This is a genomic window from Streptococcus hillyeri (assembly GCF_003686955.1).
Classification (GTDB): Bacteria; Bacillota; Bacilli; order Lactobacillales; family Streptococcaceae; genus Streptococcus; species Streptococcus hillyeri.
Genome location: NZ_RCVM01000006.1, coordinates 21,671 through 47,471 on the forward strand (window position 1 = coordinate 21,671; position 25,801 = coordinate 47,471).

General features: G+C 38.2%; 18 protein-coding genes and 1 pseudogene. 16 read left to right on the plus strand and 3 right to left on the minus strand.

All coding sequences use genetic code 11. The features are described 5' to 3' along the window. The first annotated feature begins 74 nt into the window (after window positions 1-74). The gene (locus EAF07_RS04325) at window positions 75-1,109 is read left to right on the plus strand and encodes an aldose epimerase family protein (protein ID WP_121835067.1); all 1,035 of its coding nucleotides are present in this window, start codon (window positions 75-77) and stop codon (window positions 1,107-1,109) included. Between the two features lie 37 nt (window positions 1,110-1,146). On the opposite strand, the gene EAF07_RS04330 is transcribed toward EAF07_RS04325, so the two are convergent. Continuing rightward, entirely contained in the window at window positions 1,147-1,974 is an 828-nt protein-coding gene (locus tag EAF07_RS04330; RefSeq protein WP_121835068.1) for an AraC family transcriptional regulator, read from the minus strand. A gap of 100 nt (window positions 1,975-2,074) precedes the next feature. Between EAF07_RS04330 and EAF07_RS04335 the strand changes: the two genes are divergently transcribed. The 5 genes from EAF07_RS04335 (at window position 2,075) to EAF07_RS04355 (ending at window position 9,208) form a co-directional block, all read left to right on the plus strand. Further along, window positions 2,075-4,240 (plus strand): alpha-galactosidase, encoded by a 2,166-nt coding sequence (locus tag EAF07_RS04335; protein WP_121835069.1) that lies wholly within the window; start codon window positions 2,075-2,077, stop codon window positions 4,238-4,240. An 11-nt stretch (window positions 4,241-4,251) separates the two neighbouring features. Continuing rightward, the gene (locus tag EAF07_RS04340) at window positions 4,252-5,490 is read left to right on the plus strand and encodes an extracellular solute-binding protein (protein WP_121835070.1); all 1,239 of its coding nucleotides are present in this window, start codon (window positions 4,252-4,254) and stop codon (window positions 5,488-5,490) included. Window positions 5,491-5,569: 79 nt separating this feature from the next. After that, a complete protein-coding gene (locus tag EAF07_RS04345) occupies window positions 5,570-6,442 on the plus strand; it encodes a carbohydrate ABC transporter permease (RefSeq protein ID WP_121835071.1) in 873 nt (290 codons plus the stop codon). An 8-nt stretch (window positions 6,443-6,450) separates the two neighbouring features. Next, window positions 6,451-7,284: a carbohydrate ABC transporter permease gene (locus EAF07_RS04350; protein WP_425452088.1), complete on the plus strand. Its 834-nt coding sequence runs from the start codon at window positions 6,451-6,453 to the stop codon at window positions 7,282-7,284. A 313-nt stretch (window positions 7,285-7,597) separates the two neighbouring features. Beyond that, window positions 7,598-9,208, plus strand: coding sequence for a glycoside hydrolase family 13 protein (locus EAF07_RS04355; RefSeq protein ID WP_121835073.1), 1,611 nt, complete (start codon window positions 7,598-7,600; stop codon window positions 9,206-9,208). A 76-nt stretch (window positions 9,209-9,284) separates the two neighbouring features. Here EAF07_RS04355 and EAF07_RS04360 read toward each other — a convergent pair. Both EAF07_RS04360 and EAF07_RS04365 read right to left on the minus strand, forming a co-directional pair. Then, a pseudogene (locus EAF07_RS04360) lies at window positions 9,285-9,846 on the minus strand (sugar O-acetyltransferase). 15 nt (window positions 9,847-9,861) lie between these two features. Then, window positions 9,862-10,860, minus strand: a complete 999-nt coding sequence (locus tag EAF07_RS04365) for a LacI family DNA-binding transcriptional regulator (protein ID WP_121835074.1) — start codon at window positions 10,858-10,860, stop codon at window positions 9,862-9,864. A 131-nt stretch (window positions 10,861-10,991) separates the two neighbouring features. Between EAF07_RS04365 and EAF07_RS04370 the strand changes: the two genes are divergently transcribed. The 10 genes from EAF07_RS04370 (at window position 10,992) to EAF07_RS04415 (ending at window position 25,048) form a co-directional block, all read left to right on the plus strand. Continuing rightward, window positions 10,992-12,164: a galactokinase gene (locus EAF07_RS04370; protein ID WP_121835075.1), complete on the plus strand. Its 1,173-nt coding sequence runs from the start codon at window positions 10,992-10,994 to the stop codon at window positions 12,162-12,164. Window positions 12,165-12,168: 4 nt separating this feature from the next. Beyond that, the gene (gene galT / locus EAF07_RS04375) at window positions 12,169-13,641 is read left to right on the plus strand and encodes a UDP-glucose--hexose-1-phosphate uridylyltransferase (RefSeq protein ID WP_121835076.1); all 1,473 of its coding nucleotides are present in this window, start codon (window positions 12,169-12,171) and stop codon (window positions 13,639-13,641) included. Window positions 13,642-13,695: 54 nt separating this feature from the next. Then, the gene (galE, locus tag EAF07_RS04380; protein WP_121835077.1) at window positions 13,696-14,697 is read left to right on the plus strand and encodes a UDP-glucose 4-epimerase GalE; all 1,002 of its coding nucleotides are present in this window, start codon (window positions 13,696-13,698) and stop codon (window positions 14,695-14,697) included. Window positions 14,698-14,812: 115 nt separating this feature from the next. Beyond that, a complete protein-coding gene (gene gatC / locus EAF07_RS04385) occupies window positions 14,813-15,115 on the plus strand; it encodes an Asp-tRNA(Asn)/Glu-tRNA(Gln) amidotransferase subunit GatC (protein WP_121835078.1) in 303 nt (100 codons plus the stop codon). Beyond that, complete coding sequence (gatA, locus tag EAF07_RS04390) at window positions 15,115-16,581, plus strand: Asp-tRNA(Asn)/Glu-tRNA(Gln) amidotransferase subunit GatA (protein WP_121835079.1); 1,467 nt, start codon at window positions 15,115-15,117, stop codon at window positions 16,579-16,581. Before gatC ends, gatA begins: the two co-directional genes overlap by 1 nt. Beyond that, complete coding sequence (gene gatB / locus EAF07_RS04395) at window positions 16,581-18,023, plus strand: Asp-tRNA(Asn)/Glu-tRNA(Gln) amidotransferase subunit GatB (RefSeq protein ID WP_121835080.1); 1,443 nt, start codon at window positions 16,581-16,583, stop codon at window positions 18,021-18,023. Before gatA ends, gatB begins: the two co-directional genes overlap by 1 nt. Window positions 18,024-18,968: 945 nt before the next feature. After that, the gene (locus EAF07_RS04400; RefSeq protein ID WP_121835081.1) at window positions 18,969-20,012 is read left to right on the plus strand and encodes a hypothetical protein; all 1,044 of its coding nucleotides are present in this window, start codon (window positions 18,969-18,971) and stop codon (window positions 20,010-20,012) included. Window positions 20,013-20,304: 292 nt separating this feature from the next. Then, window positions 20,305-22,170 (plus strand): Spy0128 family protein, encoded by a 1,866-nt coding sequence (locus tag EAF07_RS04405; protein WP_121835082.1) that lies wholly within the window; start codon window positions 20,305-20,307, stop codon window positions 22,168-22,170. A gap of 1,095 nt (window positions 22,171-23,265) precedes the next feature. Next, window positions 23,266-23,958 (plus strand): gamma-glutamyl-gamma-aminobutyrate hydrolase family protein, encoded by a 693-nt coding sequence (locus EAF07_RS04410; protein WP_121835083.1) that lies wholly within the window; start codon window positions 23,266-23,268, stop codon window positions 23,956-23,958. A gap of 172 nt (window positions 23,959-24,130) precedes the next feature. After that, window positions 24,131-25,048 carry a DMT family transporter gene (locus EAF07_RS04415; protein WP_121835084.1) on the plus strand — a complete coding sequence of 306 codons (918 nt, stop codon included), beginning with the start codon at window positions 24,131-24,133 and terminating at the stop codon, window positions 25,046-25,048. Window positions 25,049-25,801 lie beyond the last annotated feature (753 nt).

Genomic DNA, 25,801 nt, shown 5'->3' on the forward strand with positions numbered 1-25,801 from the left:
GAACGACATTTTCCTCTTTACAGATAATATGCTGAGTTGTAAAATAAGCTTATAAAAATTAAAGGAGCTATTTTATGACGGTTGAAACAAAGGTTTTAGAGGTTATTGATGGTAAAGAAATTGTTCAAATTCGGTTAGTCAATAAAAATCAAATTACTGCAAGTTTTTTAACATTGGGAGCGACCTGGCAAGAATTTTTGGTACCAACAGGTGCTGGTGACTCTAAAAATCTGTTATTAGGGTTTGATAAACCTAATGATTATGGGAAAAATACACTCTATGCTGCTCATACCATTGGGCGAACAGCGGGACGAATTGCAAATGGTCAGGCGACTATTGATGGAAAAGTTCATCGATTACCAGTCAATAATAATGCTAATACGCTTCATGGTGGTCCTAATGGATTTCACAACCAAGTTTGGGACTATAAAATTGTTGAAGGTGATGGATTTGTAGCAGTTAAATTTAGCTATAAGGCGAAGCAGGAGATTGATGGTTACCCAGGGGATATGGATGTTGTAGCTACTTTTGCTTTAAGCGATGATAACCGTTTGACGATGACTTTCACTGGAAAAAATGCTACTGAGACAACTCTTTTTAACCCAACGACTCACCCATATTTTAATCTGAGTCAGTATCAGGATCTGCATACGCACCGCTTGGAAGTTCGAGCAGATCATGTTTTGGAAGTGAATCATGAATTGATTCCTTCAGGAAATTTCTTAGATGTGACGAATACTCCTTATGATTTTAGAGGAGGACAAAATTTAAGCTCTGCTATTTCCAAAAACGATGGTTTCGATGATGCTTGGGTGGTTAATAGCAAAGTTGGCGAGCCGATTGTAATTTTAACTGATGAAGAAAGTGGCGATCAACTTAGAATCTTCTCAGAGCGGCAAGGAGTTGTTATTTATACGATGAACTCACTTGAAAATGGAGTCTATTTTGCGCGTGATAATGGACTAGTAGGCAAGGCGAAGGAAGGTGTTGCGATAGAGCCTCAAGATTTGCCAGATGCCGTTAACCATGACAATTTTAACCAAGTTTTCTTGAAACCTGGTGAAGAAAAAACATATGAAATTGTTTTTGTTTATGAGAATGTGAATTAATAAAAAAGAAGGAGCCTCTCACAAAAAGGCTCCATTTTCATTGTGGTTTGCGAAAGCTGGTAGGTGATTTTTTGAAATACTGTTTAAAAGCCTTTGAAAAATATAGAGGATCTGAAAAGCCGACAGAATAGGCGATGAATTTGATAGGTTCTTGAGTATTTTCAAGGAGATACTTTGCCCGTTTCATTCGAACTTGATTGAGGTATTCTTTGGGAGATATTTTAAAATAATTACCGAATGTGTTAGTGAGATAGCTTCGGTTAACATTGAGTGTATCGGCGATTGTTTGGATTGTGAGGTTGGTTGATGTGTAGGTTGTTTCAATGATACGACGGCAATTGATGCAAAGCTGTTCAGAGGGATGGATTTCCTTGTGTTTTATTTCTGGTGCTATTGTTGCAAGGTTAAAAAGAAGTTCATAGACCCCGCCTAGGAGATGGAGTTGGCTTGGAACAGAGTGTTGCATTTTTTCGCTTTGTTCAATGATTGATTTGACTAAACGATAAATTGTCTTTGTTTTTGATTTATTGGTTGTCATCAAGATAGCGTCTCTGTTAATTTTTGATAGGTTAAAGTAATCGGTGGCTTTACTTCCGCTTATCCCAATCCAGTAGTAGCTCCACGGATCGTGCTCATCTGCTTCGTAGTAGGTTAATTCATTGGGTTTTAGGAGAAATAAATCACCTGCATTTAATTGTGTTTTAGTTCCTTTATAATAGAATGTCCCTTTTCCGCTTTCGATGTAATGCAAAACGTAATTTTCTCGGATAGCAGGACCAAATCCATATTTTGGTAGACATTGTTCAAAACCGTAAAAGTCAATGCTGAGATCAATCGTATCGTTTTGAAATTCAGAAAAAATCATAAAACACCTCCACCTAACATTTTACCATATTATAAGAACATAATTCCATTTATTAAAACGTTTTCAAGTCCTATAATGTAATCATAAAAGGAGAGAGAGTATGATTGAATATAAGGAATGTAAGCGGCTTTTTCATTTGAAAACACGAGAATTTTCGTATGTTATACAAATTTTAGAGAATAATCTTCTTATTAATCGTTATTTTGGGAAAAAAATAAAATACTTTAGTGATGATAACAAAATAGCATATCAAGATCGTGCATTTTCTCCAAATCCAACAAGTAAGGATAGAACATTCTCCTTAGATACGTTGCCGTTGGAGTTTAGTAGTAATGGTTTAGGAGATTTTAGAACTTCTGCAATTGAGGTGTCTAATGAGTATGGTACAGCATTAGATTTGAAGTACAAGAGTCATAGAATTTATCAAGGTAAAGATTATCTGAAAGGCCTACCAGCTAGTTTTGGTAATGAGGATGTGGTTGAGACACTTGAAATTGAGTTGTATGATTCTCTGTCAGATGTTACGGTGGTTTTATCTTATAGCGTCTTTGAAGAGCGTAATGTCATTACTCGGTCAGCTAAGGTTATAGCTGGAAAAACAGCTATTCATCTTGAAAAATTACTCAGTTTCACTTTGGATTTTCCTCATAAAGACTTTGATGTCCATACTTTAACTGGTAGGTATGGCTATGAGAAAGAATGGACAAAGACACCCTTAACTCAAGGAAAATATAGTATTGGTAGTATTCGAGGGGCCTCAAGTCACTCACGTACACCATTTATAGCTCTTGCTAGTCCAGAAGCGACTGAGCAAAGTGGAGAGATTTATTCTGCTCATCTGATTTATAGCGGAAATTTTACAGCCTTTGCTGAAACGACTGCCATTCATACTACTCGTCTGGGAATGGGCCTAAATGATGAGAAATTTAGATGGGTCTTAGAACCTGGTCAAGAGTTCCAATCACCAGAAGCAATCTTGTCTTACACAGATAAGGGATTTACAGGAATGACTAGAGATAGTCATGAATTTATTCGTCACCATTTGACTAGAGGAACATTTGCTCAGAAAGAGCGTCCTATTTTAATTAATAACTGGGAAGGGACTTACTTCGATTTTACCGAAGATAAATTAATTTCTCTAGCTTCTGAGGCTGCTAAGGTTGGTATTGAGTTATTTGTTCTTGATGACGGTTGGTTTGGTAAACGAAACTCTGATACCTGTTCGCTAGGCGATTGGGTAGAAAATAGAGAAAAATTGCCTAATGGTCTTAAAGGTCTAGCTAAAAAAGTTAACGATTTAGGAATGACTTTTGGTCTATGGTTTGAACCAGAGATGGTTTCAGAAGATAGTGATTTGTATAGAGAACATCCTAACTGGGCTATTCAAATTACTGGAAGAGGTCATACTTATAGTCGTGAGCAATTAGTGCTTGACTTATCTCAGGATGAGGTGTGCGACTATATTATTGAAAGTGTCTCAAATGTTTTAAATTCTGCAAATATTGGTTATGTTAAGTGGGATATGAATAGAAATATAACAAATATTCCTGAGAATCAAGCTAACCATGAAAAACATGAATTTTACCATCGTTATATATTAGGTCTGTATCGTATTTTAGAGACGCTAAATCAGCGATTCCCGAATGTTTTATTTGAAAGTTGTTCGGGAGGCGGAGGTCGTAATGACTTAGGTATGCTTTACTATATGCCTCAGGCTTGGGCTAGTGATAATACAGATGCGATTGGTCGATTATCAATTCAAGAAGGGACTAGTCTGATTTATCCAACAATCAGCATGGGTTCTCATGTATCAGCTGTTCCTAACCATCAAGTTGGACGTATCACACCACTAGAAACTCGTGGAAATGTTGCTATGTTAGGAAATTTGGGTTATGAACTTGATTTGACACAATTAGAGTCAAGTGAATTAGAAGAGATTGCGGAACAAGTAGAAACCTATAAATCAATTCGTCAAACTGTTCAATTCGGTGATTATTATCGTTTACAAAAAACTGATAATACCTATGCTTACAATTTGATATCAAAAGATAAGAGTCAAGTTGTATTTACCTTTGTCAAAATTTTATCACAACCAGAAGCTCCCTTTATTAGAGTTCGATTAGAAGGTTTAGATCCAGAAGCTACCTATTACTGTGAGAAATTATCTGCTAGTTTTGGTGGAGATGAATTAATGAATATTGGGTTAACAATTCCCTATGTTCAAAAAGATTATTTTAGTTTACAATATATTTTCAATAAAAAATAAGGAGAATTTTTATGAAATTCAAAACAGTTTTAAAATGTGCTGCAGTTTGTAGCTTTGCAAGTTTCCTAGTAGCTTGTGGTAACGGTGGTTCAGGTAGTGATGCTAAAGAAATTGAATTTTTCTCACAAAAACCTGAAATGCAAGCCACTTTACAAGAAATTGTAGATAATTATAATAAATCACAAGACGATGTTAAAGTAAAATTAACAAGTGTACCAGATGCAGGAACTGTTTTAAAAACACGTATTGCAAATGGAGAAACACCGGATGTTGTGAATATTTATCCTCAAAATGCAGATTTTAAAGGATGGGCTAAGGATGGTCAATTCGTTGATTTAACAAAAGAAAAAGATATTCTTGGTAACTTGAATGAAGGTGCAGCAGAAGCATATGCAGTAGATGATAAAATTTATAATGTTCCTTTAACCACAAATGTGTCTGGTGTTTACTATAATAAAACAGCTTTTGAAAAATTAGGTATTGAAGTTCCAAAATCATTAGCTGAATTCCAAGATATTGTTAAGAAAATTAAGGAAGATGGTCAAACACCATTTGCAGAAGCACTCGGAGATGCTTGGACAGTGAATGGATTTGCACAATTAGCTTGGATTCAAAGTGCTGGTGGTGCTGATAAGGCAAACGATGTTCTTCGTTTCAGTGATAAAGGTGGTATTAAATCCGACGAAGTAACTAAAAACGTAGCGGCATATTTGGATTTACTTGCTGGCAATGGTCAATCTAACTCTGATGGAGCTCTTTATGCAGATACAGTAGCAGTCTTTGCAGAAGGTAAAGCTTTGATGATGGCTAACGGATCATGGGCATTGACAGTTATCAATCAGCAACAACCTGATTTTGAAGTTGGCTTCTTTGCGATGCCAGGCTTGGCAGCTGATGCTCCGGCAATGACAGTTGGTGCAGCAGATATGGCTGTTTCAGTTTCTGCGGATTCTAAGAATGTAGATGGTGCAAAAGACTTTGTTGAATATTTAAGCTCAAAAGAAGCAATGCAGAAATACTATGATGTTGACGGCTCACCAACTTCTGTTAAGGGTATTAAGACAGATGGAAAATTTGAAGAATTGGCTGACGTAGCTTCACTTGCCTTCACAGATAAACAAGCGATTTGGTTACATTCAGAATGGACTTCTGAAGAAACATTCTGGGACGCAAATGTATCTTACATCAAGAACAAAGACTTAGACGGTTACATTGGTAATTTGAATACATTCTTTGATACAATGAAATAAACCATCATAGTATCTTATTGAAAGTAAGGAGTCTGGATAGTTAACCAGACTCTTTGACTTAGTGATTAAGGAGACTTGCATGAAAAAACAAGGTTTTATTAGTAAATATTGGGCATATCTTTTTGTAGCTATACCAGTGCTTCTTCAGTTAATTTTCTTCTTTTACCCGCTTGTCAATGGATTGATTTATTCATTGACAGACTGGACTGGTTTAACTCGCAATTATAATATTATAGGTTTTGAAAACTATGTCAAGATCTTTCAAGATCAGGCTTTCTATAAAAGTTTAGGATTTACTCTTCTTTTTACAGTAGGGTTAGTTGTTGGGGAAATTACAATTGGTATTTGGCTAGCAACTTTATTAAATCGTAAAATTCGTGCGGTTGGATTCTTTAGAACTTGGTATTTCTTTCCAGCAGTTCTATCAACGGTAACGATTGGTTTAATTTTTAGTCAATTGTTTAACTATGGATTGCCTCAGATTGGTGAGTTATTTGGAATCAAATGGTTAAGTTCCAATCTTCTTTTTCAAGAAAAATCAGTATTTTGGTCTGTTCTATTTGTAGCCCTATGGCAAGGTCTTGCAATGCCGGTCGTTATTCTCTTATCTGGTTTGCAGTCTATTCCTGAGGATGTTAAGGAAGCGGCAGCCATTGATGGAGCCAATAAGCGTCAACAATTTTTCCAAATTGAACTACCATTCTTGCTTCCTTCTATTTCTATGGTTTTTATTTTAGCTATGAAATCTGGTCTTACAGCCTTTGATTTGGTTTATTCATTGACAAAAGGTGGTCCAGATGGGGCGACTAGGACCTTGGGTCTATTGGTTTATGATAATGCATTTACTAATAACCAATTTGGTTATGCTAATGCCTTAGCAGTTGTTCTGTTTGTAATTATTACCATTATTTCAGTGATACAAATTACTCTTTCTAAAAAATATGAAGTGTGAGGTAAACTATTATGAAATCTAAGAAACAAAATAATATCGTTGCCTACACTGTGCTAAGCATCGGGATTTTTCTCATGTTAATCCCATTAGCGGTAACGATTATTAGTTCGTTTAAGACAACTAAAGAGATTACAGGGAATTTCTTTGGTTTGCCTGAAGAGTGGACCTTGTCTAACTATGAACGTCTATTTAATGATGGCATTGTTCATTATTTTCTTAATTCAGCCTTTTTAACAGTTGTTAGTGTGGGATTAATTATCTTGGTAATTCCGATGGCAGCTTTTGCCATTGCCCGCCATATGGATCGTAAGAAAGTATTTGCTATCATGTATACTTTGTTAATCATAGGGATGTTTGTTCCTTTTCAAGTTATCATGTTGCCAATGGCTAAATTGATGAGTAATCTTGGGATGACTAATCTGGTTGGTTTAACTATTTTGTATCTTACTTATGCGATTCCTCAGACCCTGTTTCTATATGTGGGATATATTAAAACTATTGTCCCAACAGAAATGGATGAGGCAGCAGCTATTGATGGTGCCGGTCGCTTTATGATGTATCGAAAAATTATCTTTCCTTTGATGAAACCGATGCATGCCACTGTATTGATTATTAATGCTTTGTGGGTCTGGAATGACTTCTTGATGCCTCTTCTTGTACTTAACAGAGATTCAAGTACATGGACAATGCCACTTTTTCAATATAATTACCAAGGACAATATTTTAGTGACTACGGACCAAGTTTTGCTTCATATGTCGTCGGTATTATACCAATTCTAATCGTTTATCTAATCTTCCAAAAGAATATCATTTCTGGAATGACAAGTGGTTCAGTTAAATAGAAAAGAAACTTTTATAGAAATTAGAAATAAAATCATGTTTATCACATGCTCAGATAGCAAGGATAATATAAAAGAATATGATTAGATTTTAGATGAGGATTTTTAGAGGGACAGTTAGTGATAGTTACTTTTTGCACTTTTTCTGTCAATGGATAAGTAAGTTTTTGCTCCGTTTAACGACTCAGCAGTGAATTTAGACTTAGTGAACTCAGCTCATGCTATGGCGGAAAAGGATTAAGTAATTGTATTTGAGTAATGCTCCCTTAGAGTTGGCTGATTGAGTCAACTCTTTTTATAGAGAAAGAAGGTCAACATGGAAAAACATTGGTGGCACACAGCAACTATCTATCAAATTTATCCAAAATCTTTTATGGATAGTAATGGAGATGGTGTTGGTGATTTACAGGGTATCATTAGTAAATTAGATTATCTGGAGAAGTTAGGGATTACAGCGATTTGGTTATCACCAGTTTACCAATCTCCTATGGATGATAATGGTTATGATATATCCGATTATGAAGCTATTGCTGATATTTTTGGAGATATGTCTGATATGGAAGAACTAATTGAACAGGCACATCAAAGAGGCATTAAGATTATTATGGATTTGGTTGTCAATCATACCTCGGATGAACATGCTTGGTTTGTTGAAGCTAAAAATAACCCTCATAGTGAAAAGAGAGATTTTTATATTTGGCGTAACGAACCTAATGAATTAGTCTCTACCTTTTCCGGTTCTGCTTGGGAATTTGATGAACAATCACAACAATACTATCTTCATTTGTTTAGTAAAAAGCAGCCTGATTTGAATTGGGAAAATGAAGTTCTTAGGCATAAGATTTATGAGATGATAAATTTTTGGGTTGACAAAGGTATTGGTGGTTTCCGCATGGACGTCATCGATTTATTAGGAAAATTACCTGATCAACTTATTAAAGAAAATGGGCCAAAGCTTCATGATTATTTAAAAGAGATGCATCAGTATACACTAGCTGGCAAGGACTTGCTAACTGTGGGTGAGACTTGGGGAGCAACACCTGAAATTGCAAAACGTTATTCTAATCCGGATGAAAAAGAATTGTCAATGGTTTTCCAATTTGAACATATTGGTTTACAACATAAAGAAAATAGACCGAAATGGGAATACATCAAAGAATTAGATGTTCCTGCGTTAAAAATGATTTTCAATAAGTGGCAGACAGAATTGAAATTAGGCGAGGGATGGAACTCTTTATTTTGGAATAACCATGATTTACCTCGGGTTCTATCTATTTGGGGTAATACAGGTGAATATAGGGAAAAATCTGCTAAGGCACTTGCTATCTTACTTCATTTGATGCGTGGTACGCCATACATTTATCAAGGAGAAGAAATTGGAATGACTAACTATCCTTTTGAAAGTTTGTCTGAATTGGATGATATTGAGTCCCTCAACTACGCTAAGGAAGCCTTAGACCTTGGACAATCAGAAGCAGTTATTATGGATAACATTCGAATGATTGGTCGAGATAACGCTCGTACACCTATGCAGTGGAATACTGAAAAGAATGCAGGATTTTCAACATCTGATGAAACTTGGTTACCAGTTAATCCAAACTTCACATTGATTAATGTAGAAGAAGCAGTAAGTAACCCTAATTCTATTTTTTATACTTATCAAAAGTTGGTTAATCTTCGTAAAGAAAAAAGTTGGCTGATAGATGCCGATTTTGAATTACTGGAAACGGAGGATAAAGTTTTTGCCTATAGAAGGTACACTGATGAGGAATCTTATTTAGTGGTCGTGAACTTATCAGATGAGGAACAGTCATTTAGTATTGATGTTGATTACATTGAAATTATTATTTCAAATACAGATGAAGCGGTTATTATTAATAATCATTGTCTAGCTCCTTGGGATGCTTTCTGCGTAAAGATTAGATAAAAATATGAAAACTGAACTAGGACTCAAATCACCAGTTCAGTTTTTTGGTTAATTAGACATGCTTCTGTATTGTATGTTAATCAAGTAATTTTTTAATAACTCGACAAGGTTGACCATATGCTAGAACCCCACTAGGAATATCCTTAGTTACTAGGCTACCAGCTCCTATGACGGTATTATCACCTATTGTTACTCCTGGAAGTACGGTCACATTAGCCCCTAACCAACAATTTTCACCTATAGTAACTGGCAAGTTAAATTGATAAGAGAGGTCACGTAGTTTTGGAGAAAGAGGGTGGCTGGCAGTTGCGATAGTTACATTGGGACCAATCATTGTCTTGCTACCGATTGTAATCGTTGTATCATCAACAAGAGTTAGATTGTAATTGGCATAGACATTATCACCTAGTTTACAGAAGTGGCCACCCCAATTCGCATGAAGAAGTGGTTCTATGTAAACATTATGACCGACCTCCGCAAACATCATTTTTAATAAATCGTTCCGTTTTTCTTTCTCGGAGGGATGTGTGTGGTTATAAATCATATAAGCGTTCTTGACATTTTAATTGCTTTTCAAGAATCTCAGGATCATTTGGAAGATAAAGGTCTCCGGTGTGCATTTTAGGATTAACTGGCATAATGATATATTTCTCCTATAAACTACTATCTCTAATGGTTAATGTAGTAGCTAGACGTGTCATTGTTGGTACTGTGTTGGAGTTAATTAGCTGACGATTTAAAATATCAACTGCAGTCCGTCCCATTTCGTGTGTATGGACTGTCACACTGCTTAATAGTGGAAAAACTTGGCGTGTTAAAGGTGTGTCATTAAAAGAGATGAGGCTGACTTGCTCAGGAACGGCAATTTTTTCCTCGTGTAAGGCTCGAAGAGCGCCGATTGCCATGGTATCATTTGCGATGAAAAAGGCAGGTGGAAGTTGCTCACCTAATGTTGATATGGCTTTTTTCATTAAATCATATCCAGATTGTGTTGAAAAGTTTCCTTGAAAAATCAAGTCACGATTGGAAAGACCCTTATTTACAGCATATTGTTGGAAAAATGTTAGCCGTGGATCTGATAGTGTTTCCTTTTGATCTGTAGTTATTTCCTGACCAGCTAGCATACCTATAGGAGTTAGCTTTTTATGGGAAAAATCATCAATAACAGATTTTACAGCATATTCAAAATCAGTTGTGATACAGGAATAACCTAAGCTGAGTGTGTCACTATCTACAAAAACTAATTGGGAAGAAAGTTTAGCTAGTTTACGTAATTGATTTTTACTAAATTTACCAATTGCAATCAACCCACAAATATCTGTAGAATTTGTAGGAATACTATCGTTAAAAAAGCGGACAATATCGTAGTCCAATTCTTGGGCTCGTTTTTCAATTCCCATGCGGATAGCATAGTAGTAGAGATCATTTAATTCTTCTTGCTCACTATACCATTGTAAAATAGCAATTTTTTGCTTAGTTTTAGAGGAGTTTGTCGATTTTTGATGTTTAGTGTACCCTAGTTCGTCAGCGATAGCTAAAATGCGATGTCTTGTTTCTTGACCTACAGATAGGCTTTCATCACGATTAAGAACACGTGAGACAGTAGCTTGGGAAACGTTGGCCAGTCTAGCTATATCTTTAAGTGTAGCCATAATATATCCTTATTTTTTGTTTTTTATAGTATAACATAAGATGATTATTTAGTAAAACTTTAGTAAAAATATTGACTGTCTATTTATATCATTTTATAATATAACTGAAAACGATATCAAAGGAGTATTTTATGGATACTGAACAATTAAAACAGGCTTTTCTAGACAATTTTGGTGTTGCACCTGATGCAACTTTCTTTTCACCGGGTCGTATCAATTTGATTGGGGAGCATACCGATTATAATGGTGGTCATGTTTTTCCAGCAGCGATTACGCTTGGGACTTATGGGGCTGCTCGTAAACGTGATGACCGCACCTTACGTTTTTATTCAGGCAACTTTGAAGATCTGGGAATCATTGAGTTGAGTTTGGATGATCTTGTGTTCAAAAAAGAGGATAATTGGACTAACTATCCTAAAGGAGTGATTAAGTTTTTGAAAGAAGCAGGGCATGTGATTGAATCTGGTATGGATGTCTATGTTTATGGTAATATTCCAAATGGTTCGGGATTGTCCTCATCTGCTTCGCTGGAATTGTTGATAGGTGTTATTTGTGAAGAGTTGTTTGGGTTGACACTTAATCGTCTTGATTTGGTTAAAATTGGGAAACAAACTGAAAATGACTTCATTGGTGTTAACTCAGGTATTATGGACCAATTCGCTATTGGAATGGGCGCAGATAAGCAGGCAATTTATTTGGATACAAATACTTTGGAATATGAGCTTGTACCACTTGATTTAGGTGACTATGTTGTTGTTATCATGAACACTAATAAACGTCGTGAATTAGCGGATTCCAAATATAACGAGCGCCGTAGCGAATGTGAAACGGCTGTGACCGAATTAAATGCTCTGCTATCTATCGAAACTTTAGGTGAGCTTGATGAAGCAACCTTTGATCAATATGCTTATCTCATTAAAGATGGCAATCGTATCAAGCGTGCTCGCCATGCAGTTTCGGAAAATCAACGGACTCTGAAAGCCAAGGCGGCCTTGGTTGCTGGTGATTTGGACCAATTTGGTCGTTTAGTCAATGCTTCTCATGTGTCTTTAGAGCATGATTACGAGGTAACTGGTGTTGAGCTTGATACTCTTGTTCATACAGCGTGGGAACAAGAGGGTGTCCTTGGTGCTCGAATGACTGGTGCTGGTTTTGGTGGCTGTGCCATTGCAATTGTCCAAAAGGACAAGGTGGAGCAGTTTACTGAAACTGTTGGTCATATTTATGAAGAAAAAATTGGGTATGCGCCAGCTTTTTATATTGCAGAAGTAGCCGGTGGCAGCCGAGTTCTTTCTAGAAAGTAAGCTTATGACAATATTAGAACGTTTTGTAGTAGGTGTTATTGCGAATAGCGATTACACTGACTTAGATGCTATTTACTTAAAAAATCGGATCATGGCCTTGGTTGGTGAGGAACAGGTTAATGAAGAAACGGATGAGACATTCTTAATTCCTCTAAAAAATCGTCTTGTGGATATAGCTGTGGAAAATGGGAAATGTGGCATCTTGCAGGAGGAAAAAAACTGTTTGGGTGCGGAATTGATGGATTTCATCACGCCCATTCCGAGTGTGCTCAATCAAAGTTTTTGGCAAACCTATAATGAAAGTCCAGCAAAAGCTATTGCAGATTTCTATGAACTTAGTCAGAAAAATGACTATATTAAAGTTGATGCCATTGCTAAAAATATTGCTTTTTCAACGCCTTCTAAATACGGGGATATGCAGATTACCATTAATTTGTCTAAACCTGAAAAGGATCCCAAAGCCATTGCGGCGGCCAAGCTAGCCAAGGCTAGTGATTACCCTAAGTGCCAGTTGTGCATGGAAAATGAAGGTTATCAAGGCCGCATTAACCATCCAGACCGTGCCAATCACCGCATTATTCGGATGAAGCTAGGTGAGGAAACATGGGGCTTTCAATATTCGCCCTATGCTTATTTCAATGAGCACTGCATTTTCCTAAATACGGAGCATGTACCAATGGTGATTAGCCGTGAGACCTTTGTGCAGTTGCTAGATATTGTAGAGATGTATCCAGGATACTTTGCTGGCTCTAATTCTGACTTACCAATTGTTGGTGGCTCCATCTTGACTCACAATCATTATCAAGGTGGGCGACATACCTTCCCTATGGAAATAGCAGAGCTGACAGAGTGTTTCACCTTCAAAGGGTTTGACAGTGTAGAAGCAGGGATAGTCAACTGGCCTATGTCAGTGATTCGTTTGACATCAGAGAATAAGGATGATTTGGTTGACCTGGCTGAGAAGATTCGTCTAGCTTGGAGAGATTATAGTGATGATGCTGTGGATATTATTGCCTATACAGGCGATACACCACATCATACGGTAACTCCGATTGCTCGTAAACGCGATGGCAAATTTGAATTAGATTTGGTCTTGAGAGACAATCACACGTCTGAAGAACATCCAGATGGCGTCTATCATCCACACCAAGATGTGCAACACATCAAAAAAGAAAATATTGGTCTCATCGAAGTGATGGGCTTGGCTATTTTACCGCCTCGCTTGAAAGAAGAATTGCAAGAGGTTGAAAAATATCTTTTAGGCCAAGAACATAAGGTGGCGGACTATCATTTGGATTGGGCAAAACAAATCAAAATCACTCATCCAGAGGTGACAGCTGAGACAGTGACTGGTATTATACAGGGAGCGGTTGGTAATGTTTTTGCACGTGTGCTAGAAGATGCTGGGGTGTACAAAACGGATGTGACTGGACAAGCTGCTTTTAAACGTTTCATAGCGTCTGTTGGTATCAAATAGTCAAATAAAACGTTTTTTGATATAATAAGGGCACTTAAATAAAAGGAGATAAGCATGACAGTAGTCGTTCTAGGTGGGGCTGGGTATATCGGTTCTCACATGGTTGACCGTTTGATTTCAGAAGGAAAAGAAGAAGTTATCGTAGTTGATAACTTGGTGACAGGACACAGTGCAGCGGTCCATCCAGATGCAGTCTTCTACGAGGGAGATTTAGCCGATAAGGCGTTTATGCGCCGTGTCTTCGCTGAGAATCCTAATGTAGATGCTGTGATTCACTTTGCGGCCTTTTCATTGGTCGCGGAGTCTATGGAAAATCCTTTGAAATACTTTGACAATAACACCTCAGGTATGGTGAATTTACTGGAAGTGATGAATGAATGTGGCGTGAAAAACATTGTTTTTTCATCAACAGCAGCCACTTATGGCATTCCAGAGCAAATTCCAATCCTTGAGACCACACCACAAAATCCAATCAATCCTTACGGTGAGAGTAAGTTGATGATGGAAACTATTATGAAATGGTCTGACAGTGCCTATGGCATTAAATTTGTAGCCCTTCGTTATTTCAATGTTGCTGGTGCTAAGCCAGATGGGTCTATTGGTGAAGATCACGGACCTGAAACACACTTGCTTCCAATTATCTTGCAAGTTGCTCAAGGTGAGCGCGAGAAAATCATGATCTTTGGTGATGATTACAACACTCCAGATGGAACTAATGTTCGTGACTATGTACATCCATTTGACTTGGCAGATGCTCATATTTTAGCGGTTGATTATTTACGCAATGGCGGAGCGTCAACAGCCTTTAACTTGGGATCATCGACAGGTTTCTCAAACTTGCAAATCTTAGAAGCAGCGCGTAAAGTGACTGGTAAAGAAATCCCAGCTGAATTAGCAGACCGTCGTCCTGGTGATCCAGACACGCTGATTGCAAGTTCAGAAAAAGCGCGTGAAGTACTTGGCTGGAAACCACAATTTGATGATATTGAAAAAATCATTGAAACTGCTTGGGCATGGCACTCAAGCCATCCAAAAGGTTATGATGATCGTGCATAAATGCTAAAGCCTCAATTAGGGGCTTTTTGTGATGATTTCTTTTATGAAAATAGCGGTACAGGCGTCTTTATGATATAATAAAAAAGATTATGTAGACTAATAGAAGAGGTAACTCATGAAAATTTCTGAAGAAGAAGTACGCCATGTTGCTAAGTTGTCGAAATTGTCATTTTCAGACGAAGAAACAGCTGAATTTGCAACAACATTGACAAAAATTGTCGATATGGTGGAATTGTTAAATGAAGTCGATACAACTGGTGTGCCAGTCACCACAACGATGGCAGATCGCAAAACAGTTATTCGTGAAGATAAAGCTGAAGTGGGAACAGATCGTGAATTGTTATTTAAAAATGTACCAGAAAGTGCAAATAACTTTATCAAGGTACCAGCTATCTTTGAAGAAGGAGGAGATGCTTAATGTCATTCAATCATAAAACGATTAACGAATTGCACGATCTCTTGGTAGCCAAAGAAATCTCAGCAACAGAATTGACACAGGCCACGCTTGATGATATCAAGTCACGTGAAGAAGCGGTCGGCTCTTTCATCACTGTCTCAGAAGAAGCTGCGCTTGCCCAAGCAAAAGCGATTGATGAAAAAGGAATTGATGCAGACAATATCATGTCAGGGATTCCCCTTGCGGTTAAAGACAATATCTCAACTAAGGGAATATTGACAACCGCTGCCTCAAAGATGCTTTACAACTACGAACCGATTTTTGATGCGACAGCGGTTGCCAATGCCTATCAAAATGGCATGATTGTGGTTGGTAAGACTAACATGGATGAATTTGCCATGGGTGGTTCAACGGAGACGTCTTATTTCAAGAAGACGAAAAACGCTTGGGACCATTCAAAGGTTCCTGGAGGGTCATCAGGTGGTTCGGCGACAGCGGTTGCTTCTGGACAAGTGCGTTTATCATTGGGATCTGATACAGGTGGTTCCATTCGTCAGCCGGCTGCCTTTAACGGCATTGTCGGTCTCAAACCAACTTATGGAACCGTATCCCGTTTTGGTCTCTTTGCTTTTGGTAGCTCGCTGGATCAAATCGGGCCGTTCTCTCAAATGGTTGAAGAAAATGCTCAGCTGCTTAATGTCATTGCAGGAGCAGATAGCAAAGATGCGACTTCTGCACCAGTACAAGTGGCTGATTTTACCAGCAAGATTGGCCAAGACATCAAAGGGATGAAGATTGCTCTTCCTAAAGAATACTTGGGCGAAGGAATTGATCCTAAAATTAAGGAAAATATTTTGGCGGCCGCTAAACAGTTTGAAAAATTGGGTGCCATTATTGAAGAAGTTTCTCTTCCACATAGCAAGTACGGGGTAGCGGTTTACTACATTATTGCGTCATCAGAAGCGTCATCAAACTTGCAACGTTTTGATGGGATTCGTTACGGTTTCCGTGCAGAAGACGCGACAAATCTTGATGAGATTTATGTTAACACACGTAGCCAAGGTTTTGGTGAAGAGGTGAAACGTCGTATCATGCTTGGTACATTCTCATTGTCTTCAGGTTATTACGATGCTTACTTCAAGAAAGCTGGTCAGGTTCGTACCTTGATTATTCAAGATTTTGAGAAGGTCTTTGCGGATTATGATTTGATTCTTGGTCCAACGGCTCCGACAGTTGCTTATGATTTGGGCAGTCAAAGTCAGGACCCAGTCGCTATGTATTTGGCTGACTTGTTGACGATTCCAGTGAACCTTGCAGGACTTCCAGGGATTTCTATTCCATCTGGATTTGTCGATGGTTTGCCAGTTGGCTTGCAGTTGATTGGTCCAAAATACAGTGAAGAGACGATTTATCAAGCAGCAGCAGCTTTTGAAGCAACAACAGATTATCACAAACAACAACCAGTGATTTTTGGAGGTGACAACTAATGAACTTTGAAACCATTATCGGACTTGAAGTCCATGTGGAATTAAATACCAATTCAAAAATTTTCTCACCTTCATCAGCGCATTTTGGTGAGGATCCTAATGCCAATACCAACGTGATTGACTGGTCGTTCCCAGGAGTGCTTCCAGTGATGAACAAAGGGGTTATTGATGCGGGTATCAAGGCTGCGCTAGCTTTGAATATGGACATTCACCAGCACATGCACTTTGACCGTAAGAATTATTTCTACCCAGATAATCCCAAAGCTTACCAAATTTCACAATTTGATGAGCCAATCGGTTACAACGGCTGGATTGATATTACCTTGGAGGATGGTTCGACCAAGAAAATCCGCGTGGAACGCGCCCATCTTGAAGAAGATGCTGGTAAAAACACTCATGGAACGGACGGTTATTCTTACGTTGACCTCAACCGTCAAGGGGTGCCATTGATCGAAATCGTGTCGGAAGCCGATATGCGTTCACCAGAAGAAGCCTATGCCTATTTGACAGCGTTGAAAGAAATCATCCAGTACACAGGGATTTCAGATGTCAAGATGGAAGAGGGATCAATGCGTGTGGATGCTAATATTTCCCTTCGTCCGTATGGTCAAGAAAAATTTGGTACTAAGACTGAGTTGAAAAACTTGAACTCTTTCAGCAATGTTCGCAAAGGGTTGGAGTATGAGGTGGAGCGTCAAGCAAAAATCCTTCGCTCAGGTGGTATTATCCAGCAAGAAACCCGTCGTTATGACGAGGCGAATAAATCAACCATCCTCATGCGTGTCAAAGAAGGTGCGGCAGATTACCGTTACTTCCCAGAACCAGACCTTCCGCTTTATGAGATTTCAGATGAATGGATTGCGGAAATGCGTGCGGAATTACCAAAATTCCCTGCAGAGCGTCGCGCGGAATATGTTGAAAAATTGGGTCTTTCGGGCTACGATGCTGGTCAGTTGACGGCTACTAAAGCCCTTTCTGATTTCTTTGAACAAGCTGTGGCTATTGGTGGTGATGCTAAACAAGTCTCAAACTGGTTACAAGGTGAAGTGGCTCAATTCCTCAATGCGGAAAACAAAACCATTGAAACCATCGCCTTGACTCCAGAAAACTTGGTGGAAATGATTGGTCTCATCCAAGACGGTACGATTTCATCTAAGATTGCTAAGAAAGTCTTTGTGCATCTAGCTAAAAATGGTGGTTCTGCTAAGGAATACGTTGAGAAAGCTGGTCTAGTACAAGTATCAGACCCAGCCGTCTTGATTCCAATTATCCACCAAGTCTTTGCGGATAACGAAGCTGCCGTAGCAGACTTTAAGTCAGGAAAACGAAATGCAGACAAAGCCTTTACCGGATTTCTTATGAAAGCCACAAAAGGTCAAGCCAACCCGCAGGTTGCTCAGCAACTCCTTGCTCAAGAATTGCAGAAATTATTGGAAGACTAAGATTAGAAAGCTAAGCAGAAATGCTTGGCTTTTTCTAGTACGACGGGCATGTCGTACATCTGAGGTGCAAGTCCTCCGTGGGGACCCGTTGAAGGTAGAACCCAATAGCGATTCCCAAGCCTGACTATCGTGAGGTAGAGGGGAGAGGAAGGGATAGCGAAATCGTGGCTCTACGAACAGAAACGTGATACTAAGGCGTATATAGCGGATGAGGGGGCTAGAAACTCTAAAGTCCAAATAGGTAGTCGTAACCTATATGCGTAAATCACGAGAGTAAACGAGGAAAGATGTACGACTTATCCCGTGAGGTCTCATGAGCGTCAAAGACGTAGTAACAACGAATCATGAGAAGTCAGCCGAGGCCATAGTAGTGAAGAAACTTCTGTAATGGAAGTGGAGCGAAGGGCTGAATATTCAAACAGTCTGGGGAGAGACTGTTTGAAGTCTGGTGTTGAAAATACAAGATACCAGATGATTATCGCTTAAATTAGAGTTGTCTATTCAATTCTTGGTCTGAAAAGACGGTAGACTGAAAACGTAAATGATGGCTATTGTTCATAAATATAGGACAGGACAAATAGAACGACTCTACAGAATGAGAGATGAGGGAGTTTAGGCTCTCTCGTTAAAATTTAGTTGAACCGCCGTGTGCCGAACGGCACGCACGGTGGTGTGAGAGGGGCTCAAAAAATAGCAATGAAACTCCGAAGGAGGTTATGACACTGACTTCGTCAGCTTTATTTCCTACCTCAAAAGGTCTCCCAGACCTTTTGCGCGTCCGCACTTTTAAGAAAGAAACAAAGAAAGTCATTTTTGAATTTGGTTAAGTATTAACGCTAATAAGCAGGTGAGGATTCGGATAAAAGAATAAAATTATAAAAAAATAGCATATTTTTTTAAAAAGTGCTAAAATAATACAAACGTTTAAATTTAAGGAGAACTTTTATGAAAAAGATTAAAATGTTACTTGCCCTGCCGCTGGCGCTGACTTTGGCCGCTTGCTCAAAATCACCTAAGGATGAATTCCTTGACTTGATTAAAAAGCAACAGAATGAAGACAAGGGTGCTTATGAATATGTGATTAAACTAGACGAAGCTAGTGGTGAAATGGCTTCTCAATTGGAGTCTTTTAAAGGTAAGAGCGTAAAAGCGACAGCTTCACAAGATTTGAAAAATGGTTTGATTGGATTGACAGTAAACTTATCAGATTTTAACAGTGAGTTATCAGATTTTGATTTTATTTATTCTGACGATAAAGCTTATATGAGCGTTGCTCCTGTTGCGCAATTTTCAGCAGGTCTCGCTTCAGATTCTCTGGATGGAAAATTTGCAGACCTTGAGGAATTTTCTGGTGAAAAAATGCCTTCACTAGCAGAGTTGTCAAAAGAAAACAAGGCAAATGCTGAGCTATTTGAAGAGGTAGATGAGAAGAACTTTACAAAAAATGGCGATAAAGTTACGATGACCTTATCATTTGATGAGTTATTTGATTTGACTAATAAAGTCGTTAAAAACTCTCAAAAAGAGCTCAAAGATGTAAGTGCTGAACAACTAAAAACGTATTTGGATTTAGCTAAAGCAAGCATTGATGACAGTTCAAAATTTGTGATGACTCTAGATGAAAAAGGAAATGGTAAAGCAAAAATTCAGCTGAAAACAGCAGCTGGTGTTGGCGAATCTGTTTCAGAATTAAAATTGACTCTTGACTATAAGAAGGTAACTTACAAAGCACCAAAAGTTCCTTCAAAATCTGACATTGTCTCTCAAGACGAATTGACAAACTTGATGACGGAAGAAATGAGTGCGTCAACTGAAGAAGTTAAAATGACTGATGAAGAGTTCAATGAACTTTATGCTAGTTTGGAAGCAGAGGCGTCTAAGGCAACTAAAGAAGAAATCCAACTCTACATTGACGCAATGGCTCCATACTTAACAGAAGAACAAGCTAAAAAAATGCAAGAGCTTTTGAAAAAAGCAAGTGATGCTTAATGTGATGAGATAGACAATCAAGTGCATAGCAGCATTGTTAATGACGATGCAATTCTATGCACTTTTAATTTGTTTTCAACAGATACAACTGCTGTTTTTGGTATGGGAATAATTTGGATTGTAATGCGTCTGGAATAGTTTGTCTAATAAAATCACTTCAATAATGAAATTATAATTTCATTCAAAAATTTATAATTTTATTCAAAAAAACTTTACATTTTATGAAAAAGTGATAAAATTACTTTGAAAAGAAAATGGTTTCTTTTTAAAAATATTTTAGGAGAAAATATTTATGAAATTTAAGTGGTTAAGTATGCTATCACTTTTGTTTTTAATCTTAGGAATTATTTCTGTTCCGAAATGGCATATCAAGGCTAATGAAATTACAGATTATAGCGGTGAAGCGACATTGTATTATGATCCAGACAGAAGTAATATTCAGATTACGAGCGAAACTGTTAATGTTGTGGCAGAGCCGGGAGTTGATTTTAGATTTGTGAACAAATTGTCTTTCCCAGATAGTCAAATCATCAAAGAAGGCGATACGCTGGTTTTGAAAATTCCAGAGGAATTTAATCTCATTACAGTAATGACCTTTCCAGTTAAAAATGCAGAAGGAACAATAGTTGCTCAAGCGGTAGCAAATCCTGAAACGGATACGATAACGCTGACCTTTACGGATCACTTCTCGAAAGTTCCTGAAAATAAAAAATTAGAAATTTCATTTGATGCTGTTATTGACCGTAGTAATGTGGCTGATGGCGAAAAAATGGTTCAATACGGTGGTGGTCTGTTCAAGTTTACCTTCAAGAATAACCGAGGCAGTGCTGGATTTACTGAGATGAAATACGGCTACCAAGATGCTAAAAATCCAGATCAAATCCAATGGCGCATTGTGATAAATGCGGGGCAGTCTGTTCTTGAGGATTTAGTGATTGTTGATAGTTTTGGCGAAAATCAAACCTTAGTTGAGGGAAGTCTACGTATTGTTGATTACGCAAAACAGCCTGAGGCGATAAAATCAGAAGATCAGCTATGGGGATTGGATGCCTTAACAAATCTTACAGATAAAGCTATTCTTAACCGTAATGTTACAGGTGATGTTACAGGTTTTACTTTACCATACGGTAATAACGAGGGGCGCGTGGTTTATTTTGAGTATGCGACTCATATTCCAGAAGATACTGTGGAAGGTGCAACGCTTAGCAATGATTTGTCATGGTCCTCGACAACTACTGCTGGTAAAGTTATCGAAGCTCTTGTTAAATTGCAGGCTGGTTCTGGTAAAGCTTCCTCTGAAAAATCTGAAAATGTTGTTTTAAAGGCAACGAAACTTCTAGAGGGACGTGAGTTGAAAGAGGGTGAGTTTACATTTGCACTTTATGCTGCAGATAATTTAACAACGCCACTTCAAACAAAGACAAATGCCAATGATGGTACAGTAACCTTTGATACGATCCGTTACAGTCAAGAGGGAGTCTATCAATATGTCATCAAAGAGCTTGCAGGTTCAAATCAAGAAATTAGTTACGACTCGACAGAATATCATGTTACTGTTTCAGTGACAGATGTGAATGGAGTTAAAATGGGAGAGGTTAGCTATGATCAGAAGCCTGTATTTAAAAATGTTTATACTCCAATAACAACGGAAAGTACAACTGAAGTAACGACTGAGTCAACAACGGAAAGTACAACTGAAGCAACGACTGAGTCAACAACGGAAAGTACAACTGAAGCAACGACCGATTCAACAACGGAAAGTACAACTGAAACAACGACCGAGTCTACTACCGATTCAACAACGGAAAGTACAACTGAAACAACGACCGAGTCAACAACGGAAAGTACAACTGAAGCAACGACCGAGTCAACAACGGAAAGTACAACTGAAACAACGACCGAGTCAACAACGGAAAGTACAACTGAAGCAACGACCGAGTCAACAACGGAAAGTACAACTGAAGCAACGACTGAGTCAACAACGGAAAGTACAACTGAAACAACGACCGAGTCTACCACCGAGTCAACAACAGAAGGCAAGAAAAAGACTCCTAAATTACCTAAAACGGGTGATGCTTCAGGACTTAGTGCTTTTGTTGCTGGAGCCGCCCTACTTACTTTAGGTATGCTTAGTAAAAAAGCATATAGAAAAAAATAATGGGTAACGTTACGATGGGTAAGTCATAAAAACGTAAAGAGGCTGAGACAAACCAGCACGATGGCAAAGCCCACGCCCTCAAAACAATGAAAACCAATAGGCAAAGAACCCTCGCTAAGTGCTATACTCTTAGTGAGGGCTTTTTTGAAGTTTTCGTATAAAATGTATTCCAGTCTTTTTATACTTAACAAAAATCAAAAATTACTTTTTGTTTCTTTCTTAAAAGTGCGGACGCTCCAAAGGTCTGGGAGACCTTTGGAGGTGGGAAATGAAGCTGAAGAATTCGGCGTCAAAACCTCCTACGGAGTTTCATTACTAGATTTGAGCTTATCTCTATCGCAGTAGATGATTGGCTGTACTTGTCGACGACTCGACAGCGTCCACCCCAATCATCCTTGCGGAGGAACTACTACGAAATTGACTTTCAATTTCTGTAGTTCTCCCAAAAATCCGTTCATATCAAGCCAATTACCCTCGCTTTTTGATTTCTAAGCTAAGGCTGAAATTGTCCACTGGACCGTTTCACTAATAAGAATACCACTATAGCGAAAGAAGCTCTGGTAAATCAAGCCATTTATTGGTTCTTGATTTTACTTAAACTGCTAATTTTGATTTTGAATGAGCATTAGTACTGATTATTTGATGTAGTGGGTGGTTGGAGGTATATAACTGGATATTTCTTCATTTTCCAGTATCTACCTAAAACATTCACTGGATTATCCTCGCTCTATGATTTTCAAACTTGAACCTAAACATACTGGATGGTTTATACCCCACAATCGTTAGCGGTCATCATATAACCATTGTTCGTCACATTCAGCATATACCAGATTGTTCCAGCCTGATTTTAGAAATAAGATAGCAAAGGGAATCCGATTTCTTTGGAATCGTGACTTCAGTCCCTATCTCTTTCAGTAGTGATAGGTTGTGGCTAATTACAATACGCTACCTTCTGAACAAAGACTATTTTTGAAGTTAACGTTTCTCCGGCGATGATAGTTTTATATTATATCAGTGATAACTTTTCTGTATTAGCCAGCGTTTTAATTTTACGATAAAATATAAGATATTAGAAATGGAAAGTGAGGGTATCGCATGAAACCAGTTATTATTGGCATTACAGGAAATGAAAGGACATGTACATCTATGGCTGGCGTTCGTCTTGATGCCGTCTCACGTCACTTGTCTGAAGGAGTTAAGGCGGCTGGGGGCGTGCCGATTATTTTGCCCCTAGGGACTCCAGATTTAGCTAAAACCTACATTGATATGATTGATAAATTAATCTTATCTGGTGGTCAAAATGTTGATCCTCGATTTTATGGTGAAGATCGTGAAATTGATTGTGATGATTATCATGTAGAGCGTGATGAATTTGAATTGGCTCTTGTTAAGGAAGCCTTGAAACAAGGCAAGCCTATTATGGCGGTTTGTCGTGGGATGCAGTTGCTTAATGTTGCTCTTGGTGGAACCCTTAATCAAAAGGTTGAGAACCATTGGCAAAATGAATACACAGGAACTTCTCATGAAGTTATCATTGAAAAAAATAGCCGTGTTAGTCAACTCTTATCACCTAATAGTCGTGTTAATTCTATCCACAGACAATCGGTTAAAAAATTAGCACCAGGTCTTAAAGTTACGGCTCGTGACCCTCGTGATGGGACAATTGAAGCTTATGAGGCTAAAAACGGAGCGCCACTCATAGGTTTACAATGGCACCCAGAACTTTTATTAGAAGATGGGGAAACACAAAGTCAAGGACTTTTTAACTATCTAGTCCAATCATTATAATAAGCATTTTAGAAACTTAAAATCACTTAATCGGATTTTAAGTTTTTTGATTTTTGTTAAGTAATAAGTTGAAAATACGGCCTGTCATATTTTTATAATAAATTAGAAGAAAACTCTTTTAAAACATGATGAATATGCTAAAATAATAACATTATAGATGGGAGAGATTTGAATGAGTAAAGCATTAAAAGGTTCACTCATGGTTGTTATTGCAGGTATCGCTTGGGGGATTTCAGGAGTGTCAGGGCAATATTTGATGGCGAATGGTGTGCATGTTAATTTATTGACTAGTTTGAGATTGTTGGTTTCTGGAATAGCCTTGACGGGCCTAGCGTTCATGACTCAGCGAGAACGTCTTATGTCAGCTATGAAGCGAAAAGATGTCTGGCTTGGAATAGCCTTGTTTAGCCTGTTTGGGCTCTTATTAAATCAGTATGCTTATTTATCAGCCATTCATTATACAAATGCAGGAACAGCAACGGTTTTACAGTATCTTACGCCAGTTTTAATATTGGCAGTTGTATGTTTAAAAGGCCGAGTAATGCCGACAGTTGGTGAATTGTCTGCCATTATCTTAGCTATTTTGGGAACCTATATCATTGCTACCCACGGGCAGTGGACGAGTTTAGCGATGACACCCAAAGGGCTCTTCTGGGGACTTCTATCCGCGGTGACCTACGCCCTATACATTTTAATTCCTGCTCGCTTAATCCGTAAATTAGGAAGTTTAATCGTTATTGGACCAGGCATGTTATTGAGTGGCATCTTTTTTCCAGTTGCCGTTCAAGCGTGGCGGTATGAATTGACGTTTTCTACGGAAAATGTGCTGGCGCTGATAGGAATAGTAGGGATTGGTACCATTTTTGCCTATACCGTTTTTCTAAAAGGAACAACCATAGTCGGAGCCGTCAAAGGCAGTTTACTAGCTTCAGTAGAACCAATTGCCTCTGTCGTCTTTGGCATACTCATCATGAAAGAGACTTTTTATCTGATTGATTTGCTGGGAATGCTCTTGATTTTACTAGCCGTCTTTTTAATATCACTTAAAGACCTTTATCAGCAAAAACGACACGCCGCTCCCAAATCGTAAGTTATCTCACCAAAAAGACCGATAGTTATCTTGTTATGTTTTCAAGAATCTATCGGTTGTTTTTTGTTTTAAAGTCAATTAGTTTTTATTTAGTATTTTTGTTAGCACTTCTCCTAATGTGGTGTGGGACGCTCAAAAGGTCTAGGAGACCTTTTGAGGTGGGAAATGAAGCTGACTAAGTCAGTGTCAGAACCTCCCCTCCTACAGAGTTCCATTTCTTCTTGGCAAGCCTAGGTTTCCTTCGCTCTCTATTTTCTAAGCTCAGGCTGAAACTGTCCACTGGACAATTTCAGCCCCACGAGGTTGGGACATAAATATCTCAACCTTCTATTTTTAATGGTAATAACAGATTGACGCAGTGGTTGATTGGAGGTCTGCAACTGGACACTTCTTCATTTTCAAGTGTCCACCTAAAATAGTCCACTGGACTATTTTACTACCACGCAATCGTTAGCGGACATCCTAATCAAACTGTGCGGAGGTGGGACGACGAAGTCAATTTCTTCGAAATTGCGGAAAGTGCTAGTTGTGGCGACTTCGTCGCTCGCAGTGATTGCAGAAAATACCAGCAATAAGATATTATAAAACAACCGTATGTTGAAGGGAAATTCATTGTGACTGAGACAATTTATCTTAAACGAGTTTACTATTTTATACTCAACCAAAATCAAAATTAGCATATTGAGCAAACTCAAGGACCAATAAAGGTATCAATTTCCCAGCGCTTCTTTCGCCATGGTGGTATTATAATCA